Origin of the sequence: Pseudomonas viridiflava (assembly GCF_900602065.1) — a bacterium.
Lineage (GTDB): Bacteria > Pseudomonadota > Gammaproteobacteria > Pseudomonadales > Pseudomonadaceae > Aquipseudomonas.
This window is the reverse complement of the sequence record NZ_UWFN01000116.1, coordinates 279,539-295,516: the sequence shown is the minus strand read 5'-3', so window position 1 is coordinate 295,516 and position 15,978 is coordinate 279,539. Positions and strand designations below refer to the sequence as shown.

At 55.6% G+C, this 15,978-nt stretch carries 17 protein-coding genes and 1 pseudogene; 7 read left to right on the top strand and 11 right to left on the bottom strand.

From position 1 onward, the window contains the following. Positions 1–81: 81 nt before the first annotated feature. From EE949_RS06665 to EE949_RS06655, 3 genes are all read right to left on the bottom strand, one after another. Positions 82–1,668 carry an ABC-F family ATPase gene (locus tag EE949_RS06665; RefSeq protein WP_122663551.1) on the bottom strand — a complete coding sequence of 529 codons (1,587 nt, stop codon included), beginning with the start codon at positions 1,666–1,668 and terminating at the stop codon, positions 82–84. A gap of 12 nt (positions 1,669–1,680) precedes the next feature. Continuing rightward, positions 1,681–2,883, bottom strand: coding sequence for a tyrosine-type recombinase/integrase (locus tag EE949_RS06660; protein WP_122663550.1), 1,203 nt, complete (start codon positions 2,881–2,883; stop codon positions 1,681–1,683). Between the two features lie 248 nt (positions 2,884–3,131). Continuing rightward, positions 3,132–3,545: a hypothetical protein gene (locus tag EE949_RS06655; RefSeq protein ID WP_122663549.1), complete on the bottom strand. Its 414-nt coding sequence runs from the start codon at positions 3,543–3,545 to the stop codon at positions 3,132–3,134. A gap of 53 nt (positions 3,546–3,598) precedes the next feature. Between EE949_RS06655 and EE949_RS06650 the strand changes: the two genes are divergently transcribed. Next, on the top strand, positions 3,599–4,051 hold the full coding sequence (locus tag EE949_RS06650; RefSeq protein ID WP_240350341.1) for a hypothetical protein: 453 nt from the start codon (positions 3,599–3,601) through the stop codon (positions 4,049–4,051). A 76-nt stretch (positions 4,052–4,127) separates the two neighbouring features. On the opposite strand, the pseudogene EE949_RS06645 reads toward EE949_RS06650, so the two are convergent. Continuing rightward, positions 4,128–4,784, bottom strand: a pseudogene (locus tag EE949_RS06645) (hypothetical protein); the annotation flags it as partial. A gap of 747 nt (positions 4,785–5,531) precedes the next feature. On the opposite strand from EE949_RS06645, the gene EE949_RS29410 reads away from it, so the two are divergent. Then, positions 5,532–5,792, top strand: coding sequence for a hypothetical protein (locus EE949_RS29410; RefSeq protein ID WP_162873803.1), 261 nt, complete (start codon positions 5,532–5,534; stop codon positions 5,790–5,792). Positions 5,793–5,864: 72 nt separating this feature from the next. Here the strand turns inward: EE949_RS29410 and EE949_RS06635 are convergent, their stop codons facing one another. Continuing rightward, a complete protein-coding gene (locus tag EE949_RS06635; RefSeq protein WP_122663546.1) occupies positions 5,865–7,904 on the bottom strand; it encodes a DNA cytosine methyltransferase in 2,040 nt (679 codons plus the stop codon). A gap of 64 nt (positions 7,905–7,968) precedes the next feature. Here EE949_RS06635 and EE949_RS06630 point away from each other — a divergent pair, with 64 nt between their 5' ends. Next, positions 7,969–8,190: a hypothetical protein gene (locus EE949_RS06630; protein WP_122663545.1), complete on the top strand. Its 222-nt coding sequence runs from the start codon at positions 7,969–7,971 to the stop codon at positions 8,188–8,190. A 113-nt stretch (positions 8,191–8,303) separates the two neighbouring features. Next, complete coding sequence (locus EE949_RS06625) at positions 8,304–8,570, top strand: hypothetical protein (RefSeq protein ID WP_122663544.1); 267 nt, start codon at positions 8,304–8,306, stop codon at positions 8,568–8,570. A 14-nt stretch (positions 8,571–8,584) separates the two neighbouring features. On the opposite strand, the gene EE949_RS06620 is transcribed toward EE949_RS06625, so the two are convergent. Further along, on the bottom strand, positions 8,585–9,682 hold the full coding sequence (locus EE949_RS06620) for a DNA-methyltransferase (protein ID WP_122663543.1): 1,098 nt from the start codon (positions 9,680–9,682) through the stop codon (positions 8,585–8,587). Positions 9,683–9,793: 111 nt separating this feature from the next. Between EE949_RS06620 and EE949_RS06615 the strand changes: the two genes are divergently transcribed. Together EE949_RS06615 and EE949_RS06610 are read left to right on the top strand one after the other, a co-directional pair. Next, on the top strand, positions 9,794–10,009 hold the full coding sequence (locus EE949_RS06615) for a hypothetical protein (protein ID WP_122663542.1): 216 nt from the start codon (positions 9,794–9,796) through the stop codon (positions 10,007–10,009). A 73-nt stretch (positions 10,010–10,082) separates the two neighbouring features. Beyond that, positions 10,083–10,463, top strand: coding sequence for a hypothetical protein (locus EE949_RS06610; RefSeq protein ID WP_122663541.1), 381 nt, complete (start codon positions 10,083–10,085; stop codon positions 10,461–10,463). A gap of 10 nt (positions 10,464–10,473) precedes the next feature. Here EE949_RS06610 and EE949_RS06605 read toward each other — a convergent pair whose 3' ends face one another. Beyond that, the gene (locus EE949_RS06605) at positions 10,474–11,034 is read right to left on the bottom strand and encodes a hypothetical protein (RefSeq protein ID WP_122663540.1); all 561 of its coding nucleotides are present in this window, start codon (positions 11,032–11,034) and stop codon (positions 10,474–10,476) included. A gap of 375 nt (positions 11,035–11,409) precedes the next feature. Between EE949_RS06605 and EE949_RS06600 the strand changes: the two genes are divergently transcribed. Next, positions 11,410–12,486, top strand: a complete 1,077-nt coding sequence (locus EE949_RS06600; RefSeq protein WP_122663539.1) for a GTP pyrophosphokinase — start codon at positions 11,410–11,412, stop codon at positions 12,484–12,486. A 228-nt stretch (positions 12,487–12,714) separates the two neighbouring features. Here the strand turns inward: EE949_RS06600 and EE949_RS06595 are convergent, their stop codons facing one another. Genes EE949_RS06595 through EE949_RS06580 form a run of 4 tightly spaced genes read right to left on the bottom strand, consistent with a single transcriptional unit; the run spans position 12,715 to position 15,930 of the window. Further along, positions 12,715–13,173 (bottom strand): hypothetical protein, encoded by a 459-nt coding sequence (locus EE949_RS06595; protein WP_122663538.1) that lies wholly within the window; start codon positions 13,171–13,173, stop codon positions 12,715–12,717. Continuing rightward, positions 13,170–13,403: a hypothetical protein gene (locus EE949_RS06590; protein ID WP_122663537.1), complete on the bottom strand. Its 234-nt coding sequence runs from the start codon at positions 13,401–13,403 to the stop codon at positions 13,170–13,172. The genes EE949_RS06595 and EE949_RS06590 overlap by 4 nt, the downstream gene beginning before the upstream one ends. After that, positions 13,400–15,043, bottom strand: a complete 1,644-nt coding sequence (locus EE949_RS06585) for a YqaJ viral recombinase family protein (protein WP_122663536.1) — start codon at positions 15,041–15,043, stop codon at positions 13,400–13,402. Before EE949_RS06585 ends, EE949_RS06590 begins: the two co-directional genes overlap by 4 nt. Beyond that, positions 15,040–15,930, bottom strand: a complete 891-nt coding sequence (locus EE949_RS06580; protein WP_122663535.1) for a RecT family recombinase — start codon at positions 15,928–15,930, stop codon at positions 15,040–15,042. The genes EE949_RS06585 and EE949_RS06580 overlap by 4 nt, the downstream gene beginning before the upstream one ends. Positions 15,931–15,978: the final 48 nt, after the last annotated feature.

Below are 15,978 nucleotides of genomic sequence, written 5' to 3'. Positions count from 1 at the left end.
TGTAGAAGCTGCCGCAGGCTGCGAAGCATTTAGCCTGAAAGATCGCCATCGCAGCCTTCGGCAGCTCCTACAAGACCTCTATCAGAACACCACACCCTGGCTACGCAGGTAATCATCGTAGGTGCCGCTGAAGTCGGTTACGCCGTCCGGGGTCAGCTCGATGATGCGCGTGGCCAGCGAGGACACGAACTCGCGGTCGTGGCTGACAAAGATCAGCGTGCCCGGGTAGTTTTCCAGTGCAAGGTTCAGCGCTTCGATGGACTCCATGTCCAAGTGGTTGGTCGGTTCGTCCATGATCAACACGTTCGGCTTTTGCAGGATCAGCTTGCCGAACAACATACGGCCTTGCTCACCACCGGAAATGACCTTGACCGACTTCTGGATCTCGTCGTTGGAGAACAGCATCCGGCCCAGGGTGCCACGGATCATCTGCTCGCCTTGAGTCCACTGGCCCATCCAGTCGAACAGCGTGACGTCGTTTTCGAAGTCGTGGGCGTGATCCTGAGCGTAGTAACCCAGTTCAGCGGCGTCGGTCCACTTGACGCTACCGGCGTCCGGAGTCAGTTCGTTGACCAGGGTGCGCAGGAGGGTGGTTTTGCCGATACCGTTCGGGCCAATGATCGCAACGCGCTCGCCGGCTTCAACCTGGAAGCTGAAGTCTTTGAACAGCGGCTTGCCGTCGAAGCCTTTGGCCATGCGCTCGACGATGACCGCCTGACGGTGCAGCTTTTTAGTCTGCTCGAAGCGGATGAACGGGCTGACACGGCTCGAAGGCTTGACTTCAGCCAGCTGGATCTTGTCGATTGCCTTGGCGCGGGAAGTGGCCTGTTTGGCTTTCGAGGCGTTGGCCGAGAAGCGGCTGACGAACGATTGCAGCTCGGAAATCTGCGCTTTCTTCTTGGCGTTGTCCGACAGCAGTTGCTCGCGGGACTGGGTCGCCACGGTCATGTACTCGTCGTAGTTGCCTGGGAACAGACGCAACTCGCCGTAATCCAGGTCAGCCATGTGGGTGCACACGCTGTTCAGGAAGTGACGGTCGTGAGAGATGATGATCATCAGGCTGTTACGCTGGGTCAGGATGTTTTCCAGCCAGCGAATGGTGTTGATGTCCAGGTGGTTGGTCGGTTCGTCGAGCAACAGCACTTCAGGATCGGAGAACAGTGCCTGCGCCAGCAATACACGCAGTTTCCAGCCTGGCGATACTTCACTCATCGGGCCGTTGTGCTGTTCGATGCCGATACCCAGGCCCAGCAGCAACTCACCGGCGCGGGATTCGGCGGTGTAGCCGTCCATCTCTGCGAATTCGGTCTCCAGCTCGGCCACAGCCATACCGTCTTCTTCGGTCATTTCCGGCATCGAGTAGATGCGGTCACGTTCTGCCTTGACCTTCCACAGCTCTTCGTGACCCATGATCACGGTATCGATCACGGTGAATTCTTCGTAGGCGAACTGATCCTGGCGCAGTTTACCCAGACGAACGTTCGGTTCGAGCATCACTTGCCCACCGGAAGGCTCCAGATCACCGCCCAGGATCTTCATAAAGGTGGATTTACCGCAGCCGTTGGCACCGATCAGGCCGTAACGGTTACCGGCACCAAACTTGACCGAGACGTTCTCGAACAAGGGCTTGGCGCCGAACTGCATGGTGATATTCGCTGTGGAGATCAATTACCTTACCTTTCAATTAGTTACGCGGCTCTGGTTTGTGCCTTGGACCAACTCTGGACCAATATTAAGCTTTTCCATCTCACCCCAATCGCCACTTGAGCTAAGCCAGCGCGCATATGTCGAGAGCAGCATCTGGACTGAGTGTCCGAGCTGTTGGGCGATAAAAGAGGGATTCATTCCAGACATTATGCATATTGTCGCATAAGTGTGACGACAGTTGTAAGGCGGCCGGTGTCGCACCCCTAACTTGACCAGAGTCGGAATCCACTGCTTGTGAAGGTCGGAGGTCTGCCGGATGTGCACAGTGTTCTTGGACGGCGGGAAGCAGTACGGAAAGTCCTTGAGCTTGCCTTTCCCCTGTTTTCTCCGGTCCAGATAGGATTGCGCAAAGCGAAGGGCGTGAATTGCCCGATCGTTAAGCAGCACGTAGCGGTTTTTTCGTGTCTTTGTGCGCTCCTTGATCTCGCCACGAACGATCACCCTGCATACGCGTGCTTGGCGTTTTTCGAAATCAATCTCGTCCCAGCGCAGCGCAATGACTTCCTGCAGTCGCATGCCGGTAAAAAAGGCAAACTCGAAGAACGCCGCATAGATGTGGCTCGGCCAATGCTCGGCAGCGTACAAGCAGGCGATGATCCTATTGGCTTCTTCAATGGCCAGTGGGTCTGGATTAGGTGCCTTCCGCTTTGGCATGTCCAGAAGCTCTGCCGGGTTTTTGTCCAGTAGATCCTCGCGAACGGCATCATCCAAAATGGTTTTAAGTTTGGTGATCGCGTTCCGCTTCACTCCTTGCGAGAACCAATCAATTTTGCCGATGACGCGCCTGAGCATCATGGTGGTGATGGTGCTGACCGGAGTTAGCACCAAGTGCGGCATCCAGTACAGATTCATGGTGCCTACATAGTTGCTACGTGCACCTTCCTCGATCTCTCTCCCATCGAGCCAGAGCTGGACATACTCGCCGAACAGAACCGTCGCATCGGTAGCGATTGCCGAGTCAGGGAACAGCTCGGCGTATTTTTGGTCCGTCATCAGGCCGTGCTTAATCAGGCCGACTACTTGATCTCTAAAACGGGTGGCAGCCTGGATCCCCGCTTTCGTGGGGGGATACGTGAGCGTTTCGGAGCAGCGCTTACCGTTCCAACTGAACCGGAAACGGAATGTCTCGCCCCTGAGATCAAGCCCGGCGGGGAGACCCACAGACTTTCTAGCCATTCGTCATATCTCCTGACGCTGTAAATAATGTGATTTCCGATCTTGTTCCAGACGCCGCTGGGTATTTGCCCGCGGCCGCGCCTTGCCTGGAGCGCTTTAACGGTCGTACCAAGCCGATCGGCCATTTGCTTCTCAGTCAATTTGTCCGGTTCTGGTAAGTCGGTGATTTTCTGTAGGGCGGCCATGATCGCGTCCTCGATTGGTCTGGAGGCGTAATGCTCCGCGCCGCCCCATGGCGGCAGAAGGGGTTATTCCGCGTCGGTTTTCTGCTGGGATTCTTGCCACTCAATCACGTCTGCGCCGAAATCCTTGCTGGTGAACTGGATGCCTCCGAACGGCCAGAAGTAGGTGAAAATGCCAGTGCGCTCGCAACCGGCCAGCACGCTTCCGCAGGACAGGCGAATGTCTATGCGCTCGAGCATGGGGTCTTCGTCTGGATCGGGAGGACACCAGTTGCCTACGAGCTGGCGTACCTGCTCAATCACGGTGTCGATCTCGAACCCGCCGCGAGTTGATCCAACTAGGGCAGCCACCAAGTGCATACCGGTTACCCAGCGATCTTTTCGAACTATTGCGCCGTCTGCTCGAAATTCGTAGTCCTTGACCTTCTCGTTGCGGAACTCCGGCTTTCGAAAATCGAGTTCGGTTACTTCTCTTGGCATAGCGAATCCTCGCCCGCCGATCACCGGCAGGCTTGAAGTAGGGGGAGGGGTTAGTGCTGTGCTTTAATGAGTATGTTGGTGCCAAGGCGCCAGGGGCGGTGAAAGGACACTCTGCATTGGTTAGGTATCTTGTGTTGTTACTCGCATTTCCACTAAATGACGCTCTTGCGTACGAGCCGGCTCGTGCTAACAACAATCTTGCGCATGAACTTGCGGCGTGCAGCGCCTTCTACATGCTCAGCTCAGTAGTTTTGAAGTCACAGAAGCCAGACCTTGCAGAAAAATTTGGACAGATCGGCGAGACCGCAATTGAGTATTCGGCGGCGTTGACTAGCGAAAAGCTTGCATTAGCGCGTGTAGAGATGGCCACAAAGTCAATGATGAAAGACATTGATAATGACGCCGTGAACTATTCCATTCTCTTAAATGAGTACTCGGATCGTTGTGGCGAAGCAGTTTCTGACCCAGTAAAGCGTCTCGAATATTGGCTTAACAAGCAGGACTGATCGTCCGCATAAAGACCCGATGTCATTCCGCCACCCGCTTGAACTCAACAACCCAGACCCACGGGTTGGCGTTCTAGTGTTCAGCACCGTTGATGGACACCCACAACTCTCGCCAAGCATCGAAAGGGTCGGTCCAGTTTCCCGGGCCTGGTTCGGTTTTGAAAGGGTGGAACTCGTACTCGCCGTCGCCGTGATGGATGCGGTTGATACCCTCGGCGACGTAGCGGCTTTCGAAAGCTGTTTCACCTTCGCCATCCCGCAAGCGCTCGACGCGCACGTCAGTGATCTCCAGCAGGATGCGGCAGGCCCAGCGCGGCATGTGGATGCTTGGCCGGTGCCGCCAGATCTTGTTCGGCGCCGCTGCCGAGTAAGCACCGTTGCGCAACCCATTCGGGTAGCTGGTATTTGGCTCATTCGGGGGAGTGCCGTCAGAGGAGTAAACCACGCGCCTGCTGCCGAACCAGGCGCCGGTGTCGTCCTCGGGGTAGGTGTCCTGCCAGTCGCCGGCCTGCCACCAGCTTTCTCGCACCCACAGCCGGTTGCCGGGCTTGCCGTAGGGGCAAAGATCAGCATTGCCGGGCAGTGCCAAAAAGGCAGGTTCAAACCCAGCAGCCAAGCAATCAAGTGCTGCGCGTTTCTTCACCTCTCGCCGCGTGACCGTCTTCCGATCTTCCAGGATGGCGCGCACCATAGGAGCGCTGAACAGTATGGGGCGTTCTTTTGCTTCAGGCATGACTTCGTCCTTACCGCCACAGCGGCTGACTTTAGATTGCTGGTAGAGCCGACTGTCACAAATCGCGACGTTCATCGGCTGTATGTTTGTGGGTCTGGCGAAAGCCAGCTTCACTTAAAGAACGGAGGCCGCTCATGGACTATTGGCGGCCGGTGTCGATGGTCAGGGAGGGGTAATGCGCACCACACAGGAATGCATCTACTGCCACACGCTCGTGGCGGTATTTAGTGCGGCATTCAGGCTCGGTTTTGATCCATATGCCTTAGCAGTTCAGGCGAAGCTGGAGTTGTTAGGCGAAGAGGAGGACTCGCGGAGCCTCATTGCCGATGCTGCTGAGCGAGTAATAAACGAGTCGCTTTTGGTGGCCAGGCTTCGATGCCGCTAGCCGTACAAGCTCGTTCAACTGGGGGATCCCATGCACGAGCTGGCTTTGTGGTTTGTTTTGATGCTGTTCTTCGCCGCATTAGTCGTCGCGACCTTGATCGTCCTGATCTTTGGCGATGATTAGGGCGCGCCGAACTGGATGAGGCGTTCCTATGTTTGAGGCATGAATAATCCTCGCTGGATAAGCGGAATAGCGGTGGTTGCTAATAAAACAGATTGAATCAGGCTGATCAAGTTTGTGTCTTTCATCTGTTTTAACGTCTACAGTACAACTGGCACTGCTGTAACAAATGTGTATAGGTGAATTAGCTATATCGGCTTTCTTTGTTAGTGCTATTTCCTCAAGTGGATAAGAGGTGGCCTATGAAAATCGTTATACTAGCTTCGCTGCTGCTCGTTTCTATTAATGCTTACTCAGCTGGTGCGGGCAGCGGGGAAAAAACCTTTGCTGCAGTCTTCAATCACAAGCAGCCAATTGTTTTGGCTTTGAGCGAAACCTACACCGGCCCTTGTGACGGTCAAGTTAAGGACGCACAGGGGCAAGTTATATCTTGTCCTGGGGAGCGCCCTGTCTGCTACAACGATGGTAGCTGTTCTTGTAAGTCTGATGTGCAGTGTGACTGACGGCTTACCATGCTCGGACGTATGAGTGTCTGCCCACCTAATCGCAATTTCAGACTTGTTTAGGTGGGATTCTCATGCGGCAACTTGTACGTGAACTTCGTGTTTGCTCCAAGGATCGTTCGCCCGGGCAAGAGCTGCCATCGGCGGCGGGCTGACGCTGTTGCCGCACATGTGGACTTGTTGGGTTTTGGTGAACGGCTTGCCGTCGGCGCCCCGATCAATGATGTAGTCAGCCGGGAAGCCCTGGGCTTTGTAGAGCTCGGCCGGTTTCAGCATCCGCAGGCAAATGTCGACGATCACATACGGCGTGCCCTTGACCATCACGGTGACCAGGGCCAAGCGATCCTTGGTGGTAATCGTCGGCGCTGGCTGTCCGCAACTGCTCATGTTCTCAGTGCCGTAGTAGCTGATCAGGAACGCCGCAACGCGCAGCGCACCTTCTTCATGCTCTGGCGAGAGCTTGAAAGAAACCAGCGAGCTCTTGCCGCCACCGCCTGCCGGTACCGTTGGTGCTGGCTTGTCTAGGCCCTGGCCAACGCTTGCGCCGAACTGGCGCTCCATGAAAGCTGATACCAGTCCATGGTGGTTGCCGCCAGCGCTGATGGTGTGTAGCGGGTCTTCCAAATCGCGGGCGTCACAATTGCCGCGCAAGTGCACCAGGTTCGCTGCTACCAGCTGTTGCTGGCTGCCGGTGTTGGTCACAGTAGTCATTGGCTCGTCAGCGCCCTTGGCGTGCGTTGCGCTGAATCCGCCATTCATCTGGGCCATAAACACGCTGGTCAGTGCATGCTTCACGCCTCCAGCAACCACGGTGCCCAGTGGCTGATCCAGCCCTGGAACTATTGGCTGTTGGCCTTCGCGTTCGCCGTACCCGGTCTGAATCAAGGTCGCAGCAGCAACGCCGCGATGGTTCTGGGCGAGCAGGGTGCCCATTGGCTGACCTACGGATGTCGGTTTGCCCGAGTACTCCGGACCAACAGCACCCACCATCACCGGACTGATTAGCGTCAGCTCGCCTCGGTTGGCGCAGGTTATGGTCGGCAGTGGTTCCAGTGGGTCGTTGATGCGATCGCTGCCTTGGTGGGTCGCTGGCGCAATAACCGGGCTGACCACGGAGAACGCGCCGCCTTTGGGGTAGGAGGTAATGGTGCGCAGTGGCTCATGAGCAGATTGCACAGACTCTCCCGACCAGTTGGCGATCGGCACGATAAATGGGGAAGGGCTGTCGATGACGAACTTCTTCATGCCCTTGGCTACGCGGCGCAGGGTGGCGGGTGCCAGATCCTTCTTGCGTCCGAAGATGCTTTTGCCGAGGTCGCTGAAATCGATGCACTCAGCGGCGGTCCGCCATGGCTTCTGGCCTTTGGCAGGCTTCTTGGCGTGTGTCGGTTCAGGCCAGACAATCGGCTGACCGTCACAGCGGGCCAGCATGAACAGACGCTCGCGACTGGTGGGCGCGCCGAAGTCGCATGCCTTAATCACTTTCCACTCAACGACGTAGCCCATGCCTTCCAGCAGAGCCACGAAGCGGCGCCATGTGCGGCCGCGCTGCTTTGGGTCGGGGATCAAAAACTGTTGGCCTACCGGTACGACCTCACCTGGTGCGGCGATCTCGCCGCCAAGTTTCATGACACGCCCGGTGGCTTTATCCCGCTTGGCGATCAGTCGACCCCACTGCAGGATCTGCTTCACGTTTTCCAGGCTGATCACCCGGGGGCGCTTCATCCCTGCCCACTTCAATCCGATCCATGACAGGTTACGAATCTCGCGCTTGCGCGGCTGGCCGCCTGCCGCCTGGCTGTGATGCGTGCAGTCCGGCGACATGTGGAACCAGCCGACCGCCCGACCACCGCATTCGGTATCCGGATCACCTTCGAACACGTCCGTGGTGAAGTGCTGGGCGTGCGGGTGGTTGACGGTGTGCATGCTGATCGCCGCTGCGCTGTGATTCTTTGCCACGGCAACCGCACGACCCAGACCAATTTCCAGTCCGGTGCCAGCACCGCCGCCTCCACAGAAGAAGTCGACAACGATCTCATCGTCTTGCAGGTTGAAACCAAGGCCGTACTGGGTTTTGAAATCGAAGGGGTGTTTATTCTTGTGGACAGACATAACGGCACCTTGCTCAAGTTGACGGGTTAGGTAAGATCGAATCCAACTTATGAAGGAGGGGCCGATGAAAAAGCTTGGAAGCGTGAAGTACACGAAGGGGGCGATCAGTGTCGTTGAGCTGATCGAGACCTATTTGGACGGCACTACCGAACTACTCGGTTATGTGCTTACAGGGCCGGGAGCTGACTCAACATGGATGTACTCCAGTCTTGGCGATGCGATTGCGGCAGCCGATGAGCTTGATCCAGATACTCGCCCCAGCCGAACCCCGCGCATGGGTATGTGATATCCCGCTAATATTTTGAGCGACAGCCAGCCGCGTACCTCGGGCTGGCTTGATTCGTTGAAGTGGGGTATTTGTGGTGGCCCGGCATGGAGCCGGATTACAGGAGATAAGCAATGTTAGAAGATGTGTTTGATCCAAAGGACCAAAGGAATGTCATAGATAAGATTGGTGCTTTCGACGTATTTATCATGTTCGCATGGGGCAATGACGGCTCCATTCCGTCCGCGGCTCGCATCGATGTCGCAAATGCCGATAGAAGTAAGTATTTCAACGCTAGCTCCGTTCGGGATACATGGAGCAGCTACGAAGATGCGGTTGCCAAAACAAAGGGGTATGCAAAGTTTTTCGCTGACGACCTATCTAAGATGAAGCCTGTTTAGTTTTCAGTTTCTAACTAAATAGCTGGTACTGCGTCGTGAAATACATCCATTTGCGTCGCTCCATCCAACCAAGCGGCGTCGATTCGAGCACGGGCCAGCGCGGCATATTTGGGATTCAGCTCGCAGATTATCGACCTGCGACCTTCCTGCATCGACACCAGTGACGTGGTACCGGCTCCGCCGAATGGGTCGAGCACCACGCCACCGCGTGGAGAACCGGCCAAAATGCATGGCCGGATCAGGTCAGGTGGGAATGTTGCAAAGTGAGCACCCTTAAAGCTGTGAGTGGACACAGTCCAAACGCTGCGCTTATTGCGCTCGGTAGGCATGATCGCCAATGCTGAATTCATGGAATCATTATCCTTGATCCGCCCGCGCTGGCGCTCATCTGAGTCGGTGCCATGACCCCAGCCGACGCCGTTGGACTTCCGCGCAACCGCTTTCATGTTGCCGTTACTCTTGGTGCCGCCGTTGGCCCGCTCGCTTCCTATCTGAGCCTGAACCTCCTGCGATAGCCGGGCGTGAGTATTGGGCGAACATGGTTCAAGGATCGCGGCCTGGTCGAAGTAGTATTTCTTCGATTTGCTGAGCAGGAAAATGTACTCGTGCGACTTGGTGCAACGGTCGCGCACGCTTTCCGGCATCGGATTTGGCTTGTTCCATATAATGTCCTCCCGCAGATACCAGCCGTCGTCCTGCAGCGCGAATGCTAAGCGCCACGGCATGCCCATCAAGTCTTTTGGCTTGAATCCTTCTGGCGGCGTTGCTCTCGCGCCCCGTAGCACAGCACCTCTAGTCGCCGTCGAAACCGCGCCATGCTTGCCAGCCTGGTCACCTTTTGCGTAGCCGCCAGATATCGATGCGTAGCTGTCACCCATGTTCACCCAGGCCTTGCCGTCGTCGCGGAGTACTCGGCGTACTTCGCGGAACACCTCTACCAGTCGAGCGATGAATTCAGCCGGCGTTTCCTCCAGGCCGATCTGGCCCTCGACACCGTAGTCGCGCAGGCCGAAGTAGGGCGGGCTGGTCACGCAGGTGTGCACTGATTGGTCTGGCAGCGTCCGCATCATCTCGATGCAGTCGCCGACCAGTATCTGGTGTAGCTGGCTCATATCGAAATCCAGTAGTAGGCGGCGACTTCGGAATAACCGTTATAGCCACGCGGTTTAAAGCCAGGCGCACTGCCGGTCTAAGCTCATATCTCAACCCACGAGGGTTCCGACATGACCGACAAGCACGCAATGGAACTGAAGCAGGCGCTGGTTGCTGTATTCGCAACAGCAGCGAGCATGGGTATCGATATCGACGAGCTGTCAGAGCAGGCGGCGAGTGATCTGGACGAAGAGGAGGCGGGGTGGTTCGATCAGTTCAAGCCAGGTGCGGTGCATGAGATTCGATACTGCCGCGACTTGGTGAAAGGTGATCTTGCTGACACGTAGATTTGCTCGGGTGTGGCGTGATTCGTTGAAGTGGGGTATTGGTGTTGCTCAATCAATGTTTATGTAGGTACATATGGATAACGCCGAGCAATGCCATTACGAGCAGGCGGCGCTTAGAGCAAGGAAAGGCTTTCTGCTGTACGCAGCGCTCGCGATCCTTGCTCCTATTGCTGCAGTCGCAATCTGTTATGTGTTCGAGAGGCCAAGTACTTGGATTGGCCGAGGCGGGGCAATCATGGCGGGTCTCGCCTTTTTGGCCGATATGAAAGCGCGTGATATGGCTGCCGTATTCAAGCCTTCAGGATATGTTGGGGTCTCGTTCACTCCCACACGAACAAAATACCTTCCACAAATATCGATATTCCTGAAGTTATCGGTAGGTCTTGTATTGCTCGGTACGGCAGTATGGGGATTCGGCGATCTGTTGCCAGTTGGTGCGCCGCCCTCTCAGTAAGTCGAGGGGGTCAGGCGGCCTTGCGCATTTCCAATACTGCTTGCCGCGCTGCCTGGAGTTCGCTTGAAAGGATCTCTTCTGCACCCGCGACTGATTCGCCGCCGGGCTTCAGAGGAAATCCAAGGTGCAGATACACGACTCCTTCGTGCTCGAAGAACACGCCGCCACTGAGCCACACGCTGCCCCAGTCGACTCCGAGCAACTTCCAAACATCGTCCTTGCTGATGCGTGACGGGCAGTGTTCTTCCCACAGAGCAACGAGGTGGGCGTGCTCAACCTTATAGGCTGCGCGCGCCTCTTTGGATGCGCCTTTCTCAGGCTTCGGGGCGTTACGCAAAGCCCGGTACCCGTAGGCGTCCGGCCGACGCCAGTAGACATCCAGCTCACGGTTATCGCTGATCTTCACGCCACCGACATAGCTGTCGTTGCCCGAGGACATCGAAGAGCCATGACCGCCGAAGACATCCTTCAGCTTCATGCGCTTTGCATCGAACTCAGCGCGTGTCGCGTCCCACGCCTGGACGGCAGCGAGAACTGAAGGCGCTGTTGTTTTGTAGAAGTAATCGCTCATGGTGATCTCCAGGCATGTGCCGCTCTCCGTGACCGGAATAGCTGGCGGGATTCGTTGAGGTGGGGGGGGCACGAAGGGGAAACCTGCGAAGCTGCAGCGGACCTTATCGAAAATCTTTCACATCGATGAGTACCGAGAATTTGCGTGCGGCATCGTGCATCGGCGTTTGCGTCACGTTACTCGAGGCAAATGATGTCGTTCAGATTTCATTGCTGTTGAGGTAACGGCTGATGCGCGGGTGTGATCAATAAAGATGTCGCAGAGGGCAGGGTTGGGATATCTTCGACGCACTGGCGGGCAGCCAAAAAGTAGCCACTCGCTCGAACGAAGCTGATTCGAGCGCGTTTAGAAAAAGCTTTATGCGAAGGTGTATTGATGGACCAAGATCATATCCTTAAGGTGTTTGATGAGTGTAAAGACGTCTATGATGCCTATGCTAAAACAGTGACCGGACTTTTGGAAAGGTTGCTTGATGCGAAGAATATTTCATATCATTCGATTTCTTACAGGTGTAAAACAGCGAAAAGCTTAATAAAGAAAATTGAAAAGAAACAGCATTACGATAGCCTGGATGATATTACCGACTTGGCGGGTGTTCGTGTTATTACTCACTATGCCGATGATGTCGATGTGGTGGCCTCTCTTGTAGAGCGTGAGTTCAGAATAGATAGAGATAACTCCATTGATAAGCGAGCTGCGCTAGATCCTGAAAAGTTTGGATATCTATCCTTGCATTATATCGTATCTCTTAAAAGAGATAGAGAGAGACTCCAAGAATATTCAGCTTTTAAAGGGAAGAAGCTCGAGATACAGGTTCGTTCGATTCTGCAGCATACTTGGGCAGAAATCGAACATGATATTGGGTATAAAAGCGAGACTGAAGTTCCCAGAGTTATTAGGCGAAAATTCTCAAGATTGGCCGGATTGTTGGAGCTTGCTGATCAAGAGTTTGTATCTATTAGGTCCGATTTGAGCAAATATATTGGGTCAATCACAGATGCAGTGAAGAAACATCCTGATAAAGTCCTTATAGATGCTGTGACATTTGAGAATTTTTGCCTAGAGGATGACTTCAGCAAGAAGATGGACCAGATCATTGCTGATCTGTGTTTTTTTGATTTTTACAAACGGCCGCAAAATACCGCTATTCAACTTAATTCTTTAATGTTTCACGGAATTACTACGATAGAGCGGCTGAAAGAGGCGTTAATTGAGAATGAGGCAGGTATTATGAGGCGTGCCCGTGATGTCGCTGAAAATCGTGATTCGAACCATAGATCCATAGTGTCTCCCGGAATATCAGTCTTCTACCTATCACAAGTTCTCGCAGCGAACACTAAGGACTTAGCCAGAATTGAGAAGTTTCTAAAGTCTCGTTACGGCAGGAATAGCGAGAAAAGCGATGAGGCCTTTAGAGATTATCTGATGCAGTTTAGTGCCGACGATGTGTAGTGGGCGCGCGTGTGGCCTATATGCGGTCACCGTCTATCGCTAGCGGCGACCTCTGAGAAGGCGTGGCCGATTTGACTGGCGAAGGCGTCGCGGTTTAGCTCTTCGAGAAACTCGGTGCTATCAATTGCTGTGGACATGGGCATTTCTCCGAAAGGGCTTTTAGCCCGCTTGGTGGTATGTGGAGTTGAGGTTGGCGGCGACGCTGGTGAACCTTCGCGTTGATCCGCTTCATGCTGCCTTCGCTTGATGCCAAGCCCCGGCCGCGTAAAACAGACTTGCAGCCTGAGCTTCTTCCAGTGAAACCTGAGCCGGTAGAGCGATCCAGCCCGACGCCACCAGGTGGTTCTGGTTACAACTGCCACGCAACTCCAAGTAGTAATGCTCAATGGTATCCGTCAGGTGCTCGACCTTGTAGATGCCCCCAGGCGATATCTCCACCGACTTGACGTACTCAACGCCGCGTTCATCCCGACACATCGCGCTGATGTAGATCGTCCAGCGGTAGGAGAAGTCGAAGAGGGCGTTGGCGATCGCCAGACTGCGGATCTGCCTGTGGCTCTTCCAGTTCACCATGATCTGCAGGCCGCTGGGATCGATGTTCACGACGGCGACGTGGTTGGTGTTGAGCAGGGCGCGGCAACTGCGCTCTGCCCGTGCGAAGCAGTTATTCGCTTTACGTCGCTTCATATCGACGCCGCCATCTTGCGCAGCGTGGCTCGTTCGGTGCGGCCAAGCGCTGGCTTCTTCCGTTTGAGCACCGTCTTAGGATCGATGGTGCTTTTTCGGACTGGGGGCAATGGATGATCCGGAGCGCCCGGGCCGATCTGCATCTGCCCTCCAGATGCGAAGAAGGCAGCTTTCGCCGCCTCCAGTTGAGATTGCCGCTGGTTGGCGGCAAGGATGAAGTTGTCTATCACGCTGCCACCTGCTCCAGGGTTACCCCCGGCATGTTGAATTCCGCGCCTTGCGACTCGACAAGGTCGTCGAGGTTCTGCCAGTTGACCGTGAGGACCGAAATAGGGGCTTGCCCAGCGGCCACGGCTTTCACCAGTGCCTCCAAGCCAGTTACGCGTGCTTCGAGGCGCGTAGGCTTGGGCTGAACCTTGGCGGATGGAACGGCGGTCACTCGCGCAACTGGCGGCGACTTTTCAAGCACCGGCGCTTGCTTTGTAACTACCGCTGGCTGGGTACGCTGAGCGGCTGCCTGTCGCTGAGCTTCCTCATCCTCCAGACGTTTCTTCTCTTCCTGGCGGATTCGCTCGCGCTGGTCTTCCTCTTTCTTTTGCTCAGCCAACTTGTGTTCGTTAATGCGGACCTTGATCAGGGCGACCAGGTCGTCATTAGCGTTCAGCACCAGTTGCTGGATGTCGTTGAACAGAAAGTTGTAGTCAGATGCGTGTTCGGCAAGGCTGGTCAGATTTAAGCGGATGCTGTCAGCTCGCTGGCTTGCATCGATCTTTGCTCGTGAAAGCTCAGTGTCTACAGCGTCCTGCAGGCTCGCGATAGTGCGCTTGTTCTTCATTACGCCTGCGAAATCGACCGGGGTAACTGGCAGAGTCACCCGCCCCAAGGTCTTGTTGATTGCGGCGATGTGGTCAGCCAAGGCAATTTCGGCTTTCTGCTTAATGCTGGTTTTGACCAGCAGTTCTTGAGCCTTAACCAGCTTGTCTACCTTCAGCCGGGTCTCCCGGGCATGGCCACTGATTCGATCCAGCGATGAGAACAGTTCGGCAATCGTCGCGGTTTGAGACAGCGCCTGCTTTTTAGCTGTGGTCACAGCCTCTTCGACATCACCGCACCACTTCACAGCTTTTTTGGCGTCCGCGAAGTCTTGATCGGTTTCCAGCGTGGTTTTCACCGAGTCGATTACGGCCAGAGCTGATTCCTCAAAGACTTTGAGGTTGCTGGCGGTAACCATGCCTGTCAGTTCTATTTTCAGCGCAGGCAGTTCATCTGGTGCTTTACCGACGACTATCGAGGGGGCGTTTGCCAGTTCAAAGCTGGCCAAGTCGTGTTCGAACTGTTTCCAGCCTTCAACAAGCTGCGCAGCTCGGCCCGGCACCGGCCGGTATTCCATCGAGACGAAGTTCTGCTCCGTGCCGTCCGAGCAAACGAAGATCACGCGCTCCGCGCCGCTCACAAGCAACTGTTGTTCGAGCTGCCAGTAGTAATGGGGAGCCAGGTCTTGTGCGCGCACTTGGGCAACAAGCGATTCGTTCCAGAGCTTATGCTCAAACAGCGTCTCGCCCATCATGGTTGCGCCGTCCATTGAGGCCAGCAGGTTTCCGCTGGTGCCCACGACCGGATAAAGCTCTTCGCCGATCATGACCTCTACCAAAGGGCGGGCGAGGGCTTCAGTCGCGTGCCCCTTATCGAATATCCGCTGCGTCTGCGGCGTCACGTCTGGCGCAATACCGGTCTTCTTCAGAGTCAGCAGTTCGGTGCGGCTTTGATATTTCGAAGCACCCATCATCGCTGGCGCTTCTGAGGCGGTGAAGTGTTCGGCGCGAAGTGCGAGCCACTCGGCGGAACCCTGGGCTACGTTATGGATTTTCATGCTGCGGCACCTTCGAGTGGTTTCAGTTGATTGATGGCGTCGGTCTGCTCGTCAGTCAGCGTGTACTTGCTGCTGACGGTTGCGATTAGGTGTTCAGGTGACGATCTGCCTGCCTCCACGGCTGTCCGCCACTTCGGCAGGTTTTCAGCCAGTTTGTCGTCGGGGTAAGGTGGAAGGTCGCCGGGCTCAGCGCCGCGTGTCGGCGATACATCCCGAACTCGCGGCGCGCTTTCTTCCAGCTCGTCAGGGCTGTAAACACCGAGAATCACGTCAGGGCAATACAGTCGCGACCAGCGCTTGGTTGCGAGGTAGGCCAGTTGCTGGCGCGGATCGTCAGCCCAAAGAGTGCTGTTGCGCGTCCGGGCCTGAGCGAGCAGAAGCTCAAGAACCCTTGGCTCATCTTCGCCACGGAACGTTGCCCACACCTTCACGCCGAGGCCGTCTTCGTCTTCCAGCCTCCAGCCAGGCTGGCGGTATTGCTTGCCGTCCGAGTTCGTTTTGATTTCGAACTTGCCGATAACCTTTTCCCAGGCACCAAACCATTCGTAATGAAGGCGATCCACGACTGGCGCGCAGGTCGTGATCACTGCGTTGACCAACTGAGCTTCGTAGCCGAGCACGCCATTCACCAGGTGCGTTTTCTGGGCCACAGCGAATGGGTTCATCTTCCATTGCATCGACTGCATCACAACCGCGAGGCAGTCGGCCGAATTGCCGTTGAAGTGCTTCGGCAACGTTGCCCGGCCCAGCGCCATGACTTCAGCCAGGCGCATCATTTTGTCGAGGCTGTCGCCGTCGAGGACCAAGGCACTGGTGCTGGTTGCGGCATGCGGAAGAACATGGAGTTTCGACTCATGCGTGACGGGTGCAACGTTTTGTGCAGACATACGAAATCCTCGCCGCGCTATTCGCAGCCTTGAAAAATAGAGAGGGAT

What these genes read in the sequence shown, in the direction of transcription:
- EE949_RS06660 (WP_122663550.1), bottom strand. Translation starts at nt 2,883, where the DNA reads ATGGCTAGAAAGTCTGTGGGTCTCCCCGCCGGGCTTGATCTCAGGGGC.
- EE949_RS06655 (WP_122663549.1), bottom strand. Translation starts at nt 3,545, where the DNA reads ATGCCAAGAGAAGTAACCGAACTCGATTTTCGAAAGCCGGAGTTCCGC.
- EE949_RS29410 (WP_162873803.1), top strand. Translation starts at nt 5,532, where the DNA reads ATGAAAATCGTTATACTAGCTTCGCTGCTGCTCGTTTCTATTAATGCT.
- EE949_RS06635 (WP_122663546.1), bottom strand. Translation starts at nt 7,904, where the DNA reads ATGTCTGTCCACAAGAATAAACACCCCTTCGATTTCAAAACCCAGTAC.
- EE949_RS06630 (WP_122663545.1), top strand. Translation starts at nt 7,969, where the DNA reads ATGAAAAAGCTTGGAAGCGTGAAGTACACGAAGGGGGCGATCAGTGTC.
- EE949_RS06625 (WP_122663544.1), top strand. Translation starts at nt 8,304, where the DNA reads ATGTTAGAAGATGTGTTTGATCCAAAGGACCAAAGGAATGTCATAGAT.
- EE949_RS06620 (WP_122663543.1), bottom strand. Translation starts at nt 9,682, where the DNA reads ATGAGCCAGCTACACCAGATACTGGTCGGCGACTGCATCGAGATGATG.
- EE949_RS06615 (WP_122663542.1), top strand. Translation starts at nt 9,794, where the DNA reads ATGACCGACAAGCACGCAATGGAACTGAAGCAGGCGCTGGTTGCTGTA.
- EE949_RS06610 (WP_122663541.1), top strand. Translation starts at nt 10,083, where the DNA reads ATGGATAACGCCGAGCAATGCCATTACGAGCAGGCGGCGCTTAGAGCA.
- EE949_RS06605 (WP_122663540.1), bottom strand. Translation starts at nt 11,034, where the DNA reads ATGAGCGATTACTTCTACAAAACAACAGCGCCTTCAGTTCTCGCTGCC.
- EE949_RS06600 (WP_122663539.1), top strand. Translation starts at nt 11,410, where the DNA reads ATGGACCAAGATCATATCCTTAAGGTGTTTGATGAGTGTAAAGACGTC.
- EE949_RS06595 (WP_122663538.1), bottom strand. Translation starts at nt 13,173, where the DNA reads ATGAAGCGACGTAAAGCGAATAACTGCTTCGCACGGGCAGAGCGCAGT.
- EE949_RS06585 (WP_122663536.1), bottom strand. Translation starts at nt 15,043, where the DNA reads ATGAAAATCCATAACGTAGCCCAGGGTTCCGCCGAGTGGCTCGCACTT.
- EE949_RS06580 (WP_122663535.1), bottom strand. Translation starts at nt 15,930, where the DNA reads ATGTCTGCACAAAACGTTGCACCCGTCACGCATGAGTCGAAACTCCAT.